Origin of the sequence: Candidatus Synechococcus spongiarum SH4, assembly GCF_000586015.1 — a bacterium.
Classification (GTDB): domain Bacteria; phylum Cyanobacteriota; class Cyanobacteriia; order PCC-6307; family Cyanobiaceae; genus Synechococcus_B; species Synechococcus_B spongiarum_F.
Genome location: NZ_JENA01000028.1, coordinates 1 through 11,763, shown reverse-complemented (window position 1 = coordinate 11,763; position 11,763 = coordinate 1). Strand labels below are relative to the sequence as shown.

The window sequence follows — 11,763 nt, the reverse complement described above, 5'->3', positions numbered from 1 at the left end:
GAAAGGGGCCTTCAGGCCCCGCCAATCCTTGACGGCCCTTCCTGGCGGGCTTATGACCCTTCCGAGGGGGCTTACATACTTAACTATTCAAAGGGAGCGGCGTGGCAAGGGTCAGATTGGATGTCTGCGTACTTAGTGAAGGCATCTTCCCTGGAGGTCCGCCGAGATCCCAATAGCATGACCCACCCCTGTCTGAAGGGAAGTAGGTTAGTGCGTGTGGCAGCAGAGCAGCAGGCTGTTTCCACTGCATTGGGGGCACAGGGCGTACTTCCCCATCTCAGGAACGTCCTCGCCAACGTGCTGATGGATGAGGGAAAGGAGGAAAAAGCGCGACAGTTGCTTCGGAAGAACTCGTCCCTGCTGTTTGGCCAGGATGCCATTGACGCCGCGATTCTGGCCCGCCGCCTCCGGGATCCCCGTGCTGCTCATCGGCACTTCCAGCGCGCCGGTGACGCCATCAACGCCGACCCCCGCGCCCTGCTGGAGTTTGCCCAGACCAAGCTCCAGTTGTCCGGGGAAGCCTGGCGGGCAAGACAGGAGGATTCCCGACGGCAGTTCCTCAGGGAGGCCCGGACCCTGCTGGAGCGGGTGCTCCAGTTGAGCGCTTCACCCACCCGTCATGCCTGGGCCTGGCGGGAATTGGCCCGCACCCTTCGTTGGCTGGAGGCGCCGGCCCGGGATGTGGAGGATGCCTACCACAAGGCCATCGCGCTCCTGCCGGAAGAAGCCAGATTTGCGCGGGAGTTGCAGAACTTGCAGCAACAGGGGCGCAGGTGACAAGGGGGGTGGCAGTTTGTCCTGGATGGGGCAGCCAGCAACGGGCAGCGGTTTGACCCACACTTGGCCTACGGCTTCCCCGCCTACAACGACCGCCTCCCTGGGGCCGGGGTGGGGATGGCTTGCTCCCACCAGCAGCGCCTACCGTCTGCTGTGGGCACTGGCCCCATACTCCGGGCAGGCCCAGCCGCAATCGTGGGAGATCTCCCTGGAAGGGGAGCGACAGGAGGCCCTCCCCTCTCCCGCACCCGTGGATTATTCCCTCAAGCTCTGCTTCTCCCTGTTGTTCTGAAGTCTTGACCGACTTTTTCAACGGCCGCTCAAGCAGGATGCACCGGCTTCACGATGACGTGACGCAATCATTCGCAATAGAAATCTAGGCAACAAGACTTATTTTTCTTGTGGGGGAAGCAAGTTCTCCGTAGGTTGGATGCATCACCAACTCCCCTGCCAAACGGAGGCTTCAACCATGCAACACACAGAACAACACATGGAGCGTTGGGACACTGTCGAGCAGTATTTCGTCTGCATTTCCGAGTGCTCCCTCCATGACGGCGAATGCGTGACCCAGTGCGTCGAGGTGCTTAAAACCGGGCAAACCGACTCCGGCTGATTTTCAGTCCGGCTTTCTAGTCCGGCGAATTCTGTTTTCCACTCGCCTCGCCCGGCCCACTGTCTTCCGGCAACGAAAGGCGATCCAGAGCGAGGCGGGCCGCGCCGGAGCGCCCAGCCCCGTTGCCCAACCTGCAGGGCACAATCACCATATCCTCACGAAACACGGGCAGCAATCGCTGGTGCAATTCCTGCTCCAGCGCGGCGCGGAAATGGGGCAACGCACCGGCAACTCCTCCCCCCAGGAGAACCCGCTCCGGCGTAAAGAGATAGACCAACGAGGCGATACCCATGCCCAAACGGCGTCCATAGGTGTGCCAATGGGCAAGGGCTGTGGCGTCTTGCCGGGCGGCGCGGGCGGCCAGTTCCAGGGGCTCCAGCCCGGAGAGCCGCTTGAGGGCGCCGATGGAGCAGTGCTGCTCCAGGGATCCGTGGTTGCCGCTCTTGCATCGGGGGCCGGCGGGATCCAGCAGGATCAAACCGGGCTCCGTGGCAATTCCCGAACGCCCTGTCAAGAGCCTGCCCCCCATGATCACGCCACCCCCCACACCGGTCCCCAGGGTGAGCAGTAGCAGGTCCTGCACACCCCGTCCGGCGCCCAGCCAGAGTTCCCCCATGGCGGCGCAGTCGGCGTCGTTGGCGATGGTTACGGGGCGGTCCTGCTGGGCTTCCAGCCAATCCGCCAGGGGCACGTCCCGCCACCCCGGCAGATTCATGGCCAATCGGGCCACCCGGCCGGCCCGATTGGCCGGGCCAGGAACACCGATCCCGATCCCGGAGGCCTGATGCCGGGGGTCCAGGCGCTCCAGACCCTCCAGCAGCGCCGTGGTGACAGCCCCTGGCGTGGCCGGTTGCGGGGTGGGCAACTCCAGGTGGGCGCGGCACTGTCCCGTCGCGCCAAAACGGCCCAGCTTCAAGACTGTGCCGCCGATATCCACACCAATCACCTGGGTGACCCGAGCGGCCGCAGGAAGGGTCATCAGAATCGGGACGAGAATTGCAGAATACCCTTGGCGTAACCGCCCCGTTCCGCTGTGATCTCCGTCGCCATGGCGGGGGTGACCTGGAATCTCAGTTTGGCTTGTGGCGGCAGGTCGCTCCGGTTCAGCGCCCCCAGAACCGCCACGTCCACACGGTCGCTCACGCTCAGCCCCAACTCCCCCGCCAGGACGAATTCTTCCGTGGCCTGCTGGCTGTCACCGGCGCTGGCCGGGGTAAAGGAGGTGGGCGTGACGGAGAAGATGATCCGTTCATCCAGGGCATGGCCCAGCCGATTCAGGATCGGATTCACCAGGGGCTGACCGACGACGGAAAACAACCGCGAGTTGGTGCTGCCCTGGACCAGCCGATTCACGGAATTGCCCCCGATCAAGGCCAACAACTCCTCTTGTGACCGGGGCGGTCTGCTCTGCAGGCGCAGGACGGCGGGAAACTGGTCTGCCGGACCTTCCACCACCGCCTGGATGCGCACCAGATTCAGGCTATCGAAACCGGTGACGCCTCCCGTGATCTCCTCGGCATCGACGGCGGCCAAATCCCCACTTGGCCCCTGACCGGTATCCGCCTCCTGGGTCCACATGGCCACGTCCAGGTAGGGGATGAGCCTCGAATCCGCGGTGAACACCGCCACGTTGGGGGCATCCGGATCCAGGCGGAACTGGCTGGTGAACAGGTTGACCTGGCCCCGGAGCAACTTCACCAGGCCCCTGGCCTGCAGATCAAGCCCCATGGTTCCCGTGAGAGCCAGCCCGGCGGGGGAGGCGATGCTGAAGTTGGCCACCGTTGCTGCTTCCAGCGTCAGGTCCGGTCCCAACTTCACGTTCAGAGACCGCAGGTGGATGGGTGGGAGTTCCGCCATGGCCTGCAACAGGGAACGCTCCATCGGGGAGGTTCCCGCCAGGTTCCCCAGTTCCAGGGGCTCCCGCCAGTCCCAGTCCCTCAGCCGGTTGTTCACGGGATGGTCCGGGGTTTCACTGGCTGCCGGACTGACGGGGGCGGCGGCCTGACCATTGCCGTCGGCACGAATCACTCCGTTGCTGAGTCGCAGGTCTCCCCCCAGTTCCGGATCCTGCACACTGCCGTGGAGAACCAGCTTGCCACTGGCCATGAACCGGGCATTGGGGGCGCTGACGTCCACCTCCTCCAGCGTCATGGTCAAGGGGTCCTCCGTGGTCACGGGTTGAAGGATGCCCAGGAACCCACTGGCGCTGACGGCGCCTCCCGCCTCACCGACGGTTGCCTCCAACCGGTCAACGAAAAGGTTGTTCAGGTCGAACAACACCACACTGTTCAGGTTACGGACGGGAACGCCTGCCACGCGGCCCTCCGCCCCCTGCAAGCGCAAAAAGCCGTGGAATACCGGTTGCTCCAGCGGCCCCCGGATCAGCAGCGTCGTCCGGGCATCCCCCTGAGTCCAGGCCACAGCGTTATCGCTGAGTGAAGGGAGAAACGCCATCACCCCGTTCCCTGCGGAGAGGCGCAGTTGGAGCGCCTCGTCCCCCCCCTCCAGATTGACGTTGCCGTTGACGGTCAGCAGGGAGGAAGCGGCGGGGGTCTGCAGGGCCATCTCCACCCCCACGGCAGCGCCCTTCAGCCTCAGGACGGCTGGCGTCAACCGAATCGGCTGGTGGTGGAACCGCCCTCCCTGCAACGCCAGCGTCAGGCTGACCAGCCGCTCGCCCAGAAGATCCTGGTGCTGCCCCCGTCCCGCCAGCACACCCTGCCACGGCAACTGGAGATCGGCCAGCACGTTGATGAGCCGGAGGGGAAGGCCGGAAAACTGCAACGTACCGGCATCGGAGCCCTGCAACGGTCCCTCCAGGCGCAGATGGAAGGGTCCATGGCCGGGGGCGAGGGGACGGTTCACCCCGGCCTCCACCAGCCACAACTGGAGATCCGTGCGCACTGCCGCCCACACCGGCCGGTCGGCGGCGCCCCGGATCCGCACAGTACCGTCCAACCGGCCGTCCAGGTTCCGGAGTTGTCGGTTATGGATCCGCTCCAGCAGAGCGTCCAGGCTCCCCAAACGCTCCTGGACCATGGCCAGGCGCTCCAACCGGGTCGCCAGGTTCTCCCCCACCACGCCAATCACCAGCGCGCCCAGGTCCCGGCTGGAGCCCTCCGGTGTCCGAATCCTTTGCAGCAACTCCCGGGCCAGGGCCGTGCTCTGGCGCAGAACCCCCAGGGGTACGGCGTCAAAATCCCCATGGACGGACCAGGGTTGGGGGGCGCCCGGCTGCTGGTTGATCCGCACCCCCCAGACCAGTCGTCCGCTGGCGGCGCCTGTGAGCAGTTGTCCGTCAAGTTGAAGCTGGTGGTCCTTCCCCGTCAGTCTCAGACTCAGTTGCCGGTTGCGGAGCGTCCCCCAGCGGGCCCCGTTGACGGTGACGTCCCCGTGAATCCGTCCAGCGCCCAGGGACAGTTCCCCTTTGCCCTGCAGTGTGCCCCCAACCTCCACCGCGTCCGCCTGCAACCAGGACAGGGGCAGGTCCTGCGCCAGCCAGCGGTAGCCCTCCTCCGTGGCCGCCATGTCCAGATGTCCGTCTCCGGAGCGGAATCGGAGATCCTGAAGCTGCAGGGCGGAGTTGACGCGAACATCCAGAACGGGATCCCCTTGGCCCGGGGACGCATCTTCGCTCCCGGCCGCCAGATGGAGACCATGGCCGTCGGCCAGAGACAGAACCCTGCCGCGCCACTGGCGGGGAGAGCGGATCAAGGCCAGGCCCGGACGGGCCAGCATCAACTCCCCGTCAAACCGGGGTTGAGCCGGGGATCCCCCCAGGCGCCCCGTCAGGGTCACCTCCCCCTGCAGCGGGCTGAGGGAAGCCAGGGAAACCTCCTCCAGGGCAAGGCTCAGATCAAGACCGGCCTCCTGCCATGGACGCCCCGGCCACCAGTCCACAACCCCCTGGCTCCGCAACCGGGGGGCATCCATCCGCAAAGCCCACCGCCCCTGTTCCGTGGTCAGGAGCCGAAGCTCGGCAGGTCCCAGGAGGGTGTGGTCAGGGGTGCGGAGGCCTTGGGGGAGCCTGGCGGCGAGTTGGGCCTGCTCAACCTGCAGGGGGACCCCCTGGCCGGAGTCGGGCGATGGGTTGTCCCCGTAACGTCCCCGGGCCGTGGCCGTCAGGCTCAGGGGCGATGGCTCCAGGGGAGGGAGCGGCAGCGCCCCATCCAGGACAGGGGCCATGTCCATCTCGCTCAGGTTGGCCGCCAGCCGCCACTGCCCCTCTTCGGCCCGGCCGTTCATTCCCAGGTGCTGACCGGCGGCCAGTTCCAGGCGGCCGTCGATGTGGAGCCGATCCTCCCCCAACCGGACCGTGAAATCCTCCTGCAGACGGGGATTGCTGAGCCGCAGGCGCACCTCCGGCGTCGCCCCCGCCTGGTCCGTGGCCACGGTGAAGGAGCCTGTATAGGGCTGATCCGGCCAGAGATCAGGGGGCAGCCAATCCCGGGGCTGGAGCGTGACGGCGCTGCTTTGCAGGTTCAGCAGGGGGGCGAGTTGACCAGCCATCACCACCTGGCTGGCCCCTGCCTGTGCCTGGAGAGAGGCCCGGAGTTGCTGCTGCTCTTCAACGGAGCGCCACTGGCTGGCCACTTGCAGGGTCAACGGCGGCCATGGCTGGCCGGCGGCAGGGTCGGCGCCAGGGGCGCGCCAGTCGGCGATGGTGAGACTCACCTGGCTCTCCGGCGCGGTCAGCGGCCCCAGGAGCCGCAGATCGCCTGTCACGGCGCCCCCCAGAGACGCCAGCGGCGGCGGCAAAGGACCGCCCACCGTGGCCCGGAGATCCAGGAGCTGATCCGGATCCAGGCCCAGGGAACCCTGCACCCGACCCGTCAGCCCACCCACATGGAAATCACTGGGGGAAAGCTGAAGACGGCGACCGTCACAACCCAGGGACAGGGAGCCGAAGCCCATTGCGCCCAACGCCCCGGTGGGGTCGATCCGCTGCAACGGGAGTTGGAGGTTGTTGAACACCAGGGAGCCGCGGCAGGGGCTGTCCCGGGCGTTCCCCAGGGTCACGGCGCCGTCCACCTGCCCGGAAAGCCCGGCAAGCGCTTCCCCTGGCGTGTTGGCCAGCAGAGGGTTCAGCCCGTCCAGTTGGACGCCCTGTGCTCTGCCATGGATCGTCCAGGATTCGTCCAGGGGAATGCCGAGGCTTTCCACGGACAACCGGCCCCCCGAGGCGAGAGCAAGCTGGCCCTTGATCACCATCTGGCGCCGGCCATGGCCCACCGCCATCCGGCCCACAAACGTCCCCGTGAGATCCGGCGAGGGGGTGGCGGCGCCCGGTTGCCACCACAACCCCATCCGGGCCGGATCCCGGGTGTGGATCCAGAGCTCCACCGGCATGGCCCCCTCCTCCTGGCCGGGGGGGACCGTCCACACAGCGCCCTGGGCATTGCGGCGCCAATCCGCTTCCAGACTCCGGACATGGAGGTGAACCACCCAGCGGCGCTGGAGCAGGCTGGCCCATGGATCCACGGACACAATCAGGCCATCCGCCGCCAGTTGGGTGCGGTCCACCCCGCTGGGCAGGATTCGACTGGGACCCACATGGAGACCAGACCAACGCAGACCCCGGTAGGAACCCAGCTTCAGGGGACGGCCCAACGCACGGCTATACCCTTCTTCAAGACCGGGGAGCAGGCGGCGGTACACGGCGCCCAGGGCCTGATCCACGGCCAGCCAGCCCAACAGCAGCGCCGCGCCAACCGCCAGGGTGGACCGGGCTGGATGCCGCAACTGCCGAGCGCAGTGCAGGAGCCGAACGCGGACATCCATGAACCATCAAGCGGGCCTCTGCCCCATGGGGGCAAACCCTACTCTTACACTAGGGCCTGTGCTTTCAAGGCCTGGAGCGCCGCCCCTCCCCATGGTTGTGGATCCTCTGCTGTTCAAGGCCGGCCTGTGGATCGGCGCCCTGGGCCTTCTCCTGGCGGCGCTCACCGTGGCGGGCTTCTGGGGCCGTTGGGGGATCCGCTTCCGCTTGGTGGGCATCAGCAGCTTCACGGTGCTGCTGGCGGTGGCCTCCATGGCCTTCGCCGTGAGCTATGAAGAGCGCCAAACCATCCCCGGCGCCGTGAACGTGCCGATTGTGTTCGACAACGGCCGTGGACTGATCGTTGCCGCTCCCCGGGAGCCCCTACCGGCTGCGGCTGTCGCCCCCACCCTGGAGCAACTGGTCGTCAACCAGTCACGGCGACCCCAATCCGCCGCCGATGGACAAATCACGGTGCGGCTGCGCCAGGTGGAGCCCACGGAGGAGGCCGGGGTGAGCCGCCCCCGCCTGCTGGGGGAGGCCCGTCTGCCCCTTGGCGGTCGCCTGGAAGACATCCGCTTGTCACTCCCGGCGGTCACCTGACCACAGGCTGTCCACAGCCAGGGCGGGCTTTAGGCTCAAGTTGCTGCAAACGCTTCGTGATCACCGTTGCCGTTCTGGAGCAAGAACTTGTAGAGCGAGAAAATGCTGTCCGGCTTCACGGTTAAGAACTTCAAGAGCTACCGCCAGGCAACCCTGATGCTGGAGCCGCTGACGCTGCTTATCGGGGCCAACGGCTCCGGCAAGAGCAACCTGATCGAGGCCCTGCGGCTTCTGTCCTGGATTGCCCAGGGCAATACCCTCGGCTCCATCCGCTATGCCGTGCAGGAGCAGAGCAGCGGTATCCGGGGGACGGTGCAAGACCTGGACTTCAGGGGGCAAGGGGCTGTCTCTTTGACGTGCCGCACAACCCATAACCGTTGGAATTCGTATTCCATCACCCTGGAACGGCATGAGGACGAGCTCACGATTGCTGACGAAAGGCTGACTGGAATCAACACGAGAGTCCCACTGTTTGAGGTTGTCGAGGCCCATGGGACAGAGGGAAGCGTCCGGGTTGCCTATAACAACTTCGCCCGTGGCGGCCGGAAACCACAGGTCAACTGCAACAATCAGATGGCGATCCTGCACCAGCTTCAGAGTTCGGCCCGCTTTGAGAGTGGTCAGAAAAAGGCGCAGCAGGTCATTCCGCAAATCTTGAAGCAGTATCAGGAGTGGCTGTCCGCCATCGTGTTTCTGGATCCGCAGCCCCCTGCCATGCGCAGCTATAGCTTCAAGAGCGAGCGCAGGCTCAGTGGAGACGGTGCCAATCTATCAGGTGTTCTGTACAATCTCTGCTCCCAGGCTGAGACCAAAGACGCACTGCTCCAGTTCATCAAGGCCCTTCCGGAGCAGGACATCCAGGACATTGGCTTCATCGAGACACCGCGCCATGAGGTGATGGTTACTCTGACCGAGACCTTTGGCGGCGTGACGTCTCCATGGGACGCCACCCTGCTGTCCGACGGTGCCCTTCGCGTCCTTGCCATTGCCGCCGCTGCCCTGTCGGCGCCGTCGGGTAGCCTCGTTGTCATTGAAGAGGTGGACAACGGCATTCATCCCAGCCGAGCCAAGCAGTTGCTGGCCCATCTGTTGCGCATTGCCCGCCAGCGCAATCTCCAGATCCTCCTCAGCAGCCATAACCCCGCCTTGCTGGACGCTCTGCCGGACGATGCAGTTCCCCATGTGGTCTTCTGCTATCGACACGGCGAGGATGGCGCCAGTTGCCTGGTTCGCCTGATGGACATGGAAAACTATCCGGCCCTCATCGCCCAAGGCGGAGTCGGTCATCTCCTGACCCAGGGAATCATCGACCACTTCGCCAAACACGGCCCGACACCTGAAGAACGCAAACGACGGGCCCATGCCTGGTTGGCGGAGCTGCGGGCAGGGGTGGGATAAGCCAATGGGAGAGATCGTGATTATCGATACCAGCATCTTGCTCAATGTCTTGGATGTGCCGAATTTCAATCAGGATCGAGAGATTGTATTAGAGCAGTTCGAGCAGTGTATTGATAGAAATGCCACGTTGCTTGTGCCCCTGGGAGTGGTTCTGGAGACCGGCAATCACATTGCCCAGCTTGGCGACGGCAACAAGCGGTGGCACCACGCCAAGAAGTTGCGAGACCAGATGGGCAAGGCCCTGGCAGGAGAGGCGCCATGGAATTTGGTTCCCTTGCCAGACCATGAGCAACTGAAGGATTGGTTGAATGCGTTCCCGGACTCTGCAGAAAGGAAAGCCGGTTTGGTTGACCTGTCGATCATTAAAGAGTGGGAAGCGGCGTGTCAACGGCACCCCTTGAGCCGTGTCTGCATCTGGTCTCTTGATCATCACCTGCAAGGCCGGGATCGCAAGCCCGGGTAAATCCTGCCCCCGCCCCACAGCAGCCGAACGGGGTTGCACCGACCCCCAACCCCTATGATGGGCCAGCCCCGCCCATTCCACCCAGCAGGGGAATCCATGAACCCGGTCGATATTGAGGAAGCCGTAGCGGCCCTGGCGGCCCAGCCGTTTGATGGGGAGGGGTTCCCCTACGCCTTTCTGGAAGCCTTTGGCAACAAGCCCACCACCATCAAGCGTCTCCGCTCCGGCGCCTCCAATAAATCCGATCTGGCGGGCGGCGTGCTCCAGGCCAACAACATCCATATCAAGGTGTGTCCCCCAGGAAAGGCTACAGAAACCATGGCTGCCCTGAGGGACAGCCCTGCCACCAAGCGGGCCAAGGCAAAGTTGATCCTCGCCACCGACGGGGAGGAGTTGCAAGCGGAAGACTTGGCAAGCGCTACTTTCATTGTTTGTGACTATCCGGATTTCCCCAACTACTTTGGCGTTTTCCTGCCCCTGGCGGGCATCGCCACCGTTCGGCAAATCAGCGAGAGCGCCTTTGACGTCAAAGCCACGGGGCGGCTGAATCGTTTATACATGGAGCTTCGCAAAACCAACCCCGACTGGGACACCTCCGAACGACGCCATGACATGAACCGCTTCATGGCGCGATTGATCTTCTGTTTCTTTGCCGAGGACACCGGTATCTTGAAAAATACCGCCTTCACCCCCACCATCGAGAAAATGAGCGACCGTTTCAATATGGGAGCGGTGATCCGCGAGTTGTTCCGCGCCATGAACACCAGGGAAGAGGATCACAGAGCGGCAGGTATTGCCCGCTGGGCCAGGGGCTTCCCCTACGTGAACGGCGGGTTGTTTTCCGGCAGCGGGGACGTACCCAACTTCAGTCCCGTTGCCCGCTCCTATCTTCTCCACATCGGCCACCTGGATTGGAAACGGATCAACCCGGATATCTTCGGCTCCATGATCCAGGCCGTGGCCGACGACGAGGAACGGGGCGCCCTGGGAATGCACTACACCAGTGTGCCCAATATCCTGAAAGTACTCAATCCCCTGTTTCTGGATGATCTACGGCAGAAATTGGAAGAAGCCCAGGGCAATTCCCGCAAACTGCTGAATCTGCGCAACCGTATGGCCCGGATCAGGGTCTTTGATCCCGCCTGTGGATCGGGTAATTTTCTTGTGATCGCCTACAAGAAAATGCGGGCCATTGAGGACGAGATCAACCAGCGGCGCGGCGAAGCCGGCCGCCCCACCGTCATCCCCCTCACCAACTTCCGGGGCATCGAATTGCGGGATTTCCCCGCCGAGATCGCCCGGCTGGCGCTGATCATCGCCGAATACCAATGCGATGAACTCTACCGGGGCCAGAAAGAAGCCCTGACGGACTTCCTGCCCCTGGATGCACAAAACTGGATCACCTGCGGCAACGCCCTGCGGCTGGACTGGCTGAGCGTCTGCCCACCCGCAGGGATGGGGGTAACCGTGAAATACCATGAAAACGATCTATTGGATACGCCACTGGAACAGCCGGAGGTTGAGTTTGATAATGAGGGTGGGGAGACCTACATCTGTGGGAATCCGCCCTATCTAGGGTCAACATGGCAGAAACCGGAGCAGAAAGACGACCTGAAACACCTCTTCCAGGGACGCACCACACGCTGGAAATCTCTTGACTACGTGGCGGGCTGGTTCATCAAAGCAGCGGACTACGGCCAGCACGCCACCGCCGCCACGGCATTCGTGGCCACCAACTCCATCTGTCAAGGGCAGCAAGTGCCCATCCTCTGGCCATTACTCTTCAAGACAGGCCATCAAATCGCCTTTGCCCACACCAGCTTCAAATGGGCCAATCTGGCCAGCCACAATGCAGGGGTAACAGTGGTGATTGTGGGCATCTCAAAGAATGTAGGGCCGGTGCGGAAGCTGTATGGACTGGGTAAGGATGGTAAGGTTATTGTGAAAGACGTTGAAAATATCAATGCCTATCTGGTCAGCGGGGCAAACGTAATCGTGCAACAAGCCCCTGAGCCACTCGCCGGCATTGCCAAGATGGATTTTGGTAACAAGCCCGTTGATGGTGGTCACCTGCTGCTGTCAACTACTGAAATTAAAGATCTGGATTTATCATCATTACAGCATAAACGTTTTGTTCGACGTATCTATGGC

At 63.7% G+C, this 11,763-nt stretch carries 9 protein-coding genes; 7 read left to right on the top strand and 2 right to left on the bottom strand.

Features of this window, described 5'->3' with window-relative positions:
• Window positions 1–303: 303 nt before the first annotated feature.
• From BG35_RS0102565 to BG35_RS13310, 3 genes are all read left to right on the top strand, one after another.
• Window positions 304–777 carry a tetratricopeptide repeat protein gene (locus tag BG35_RS0102565; RefSeq protein ID WP_236619748.1) on the top strand — a complete coding sequence of 158 codons (474 nt, stop codon included), beginning with the start codon at window positions 304–306 and terminating at the stop codon, window positions 775–777.
• A 25-nt stretch (window positions 778–802) separates the two neighbouring features.
• Window positions 803–1,069, top strand: coding sequence for a hypothetical protein (locus BG35_RS12595; RefSeq protein WP_152535136.1), 267 nt, complete (start codon window positions 803–805; stop codon window positions 1,067–1,069).
• A gap of 177 nt (window positions 1,070–1,246) precedes the next feature.
• Window positions 1,247–1,390, top strand: a complete 144-nt coding sequence (locus BG35_RS13310; protein ID WP_173399725.1) for a DUF8642 family protein — start codon at window positions 1,247–1,249, stop codon at window positions 1,388–1,390.
• A gap of 16 nt (window positions 1,391–1,406) precedes the next feature.
• On the opposite strand, the gene BG35_RS0102550 is transcribed toward BG35_RS13310, so the two are convergent.
• A complete protein-coding gene (locus tag BG35_RS0102550) occupies window positions 1,407–2,369 on the bottom strand; it encodes an ROK family protein (protein WP_025781566.1) in 963 nt (320 codons plus the stop codon).
• A complete protein-coding gene (locus BG35_RS0102545; protein WP_025781565.1) occupies window positions 2,369–7,171 on the bottom strand; it encodes a translocation/assembly module TamB domain-containing protein in 4,803 nt (1,600 codons plus the stop codon). Before BG35_RS0102545 ends, BG35_RS0102550 begins: the two co-directional genes overlap by 1 nt.
• Window positions 7,172–7,262: 91 nt before the next feature.
• On the opposite strand from BG35_RS0102545, the gene BG35_RS0102540 reads away from it, so the two are divergent.
• The 4 genes from BG35_RS0102540 to BG35_RS0102525 all read left to right on the top strand — a co-directional run.
• On the top strand, window positions 7,263–7,751 hold the full coding sequence (locus BG35_RS0102540) for a DUF2518 family protein (RefSeq protein ID WP_025781564.1): 489 nt from the start codon (window positions 7,263–7,265) through the stop codon (window positions 7,749–7,751).
• 102 nt (window positions 7,752–7,853) lie between these two features.
• Entirely contained in the window at window positions 7,854–9,149 is a 1,296-nt protein-coding gene (locus tag BG35_RS0102535) for an AAA family ATPase (protein WP_025781563.1), read from the top strand.
• 4 nt (window positions 9,150–9,153) lie between these two features.
• Window positions 9,154–9,612, top strand: coding sequence for a hypothetical protein (locus BG35_RS0102530; RefSeq protein ID WP_025781562.1), 459 nt, complete (start codon window positions 9,154–9,156; stop codon window positions 9,610–9,612).
• A gap of 96 nt (window positions 9,613–9,708) precedes the next feature.
• Window positions 9,709–11,763 (top strand): class I SAM-dependent DNA methyltransferase (locus tag BG35_RS0102525; protein ID WP_025781561.1); only part of this gene is annotated, 2,055 nt, incomplete at its 3' end.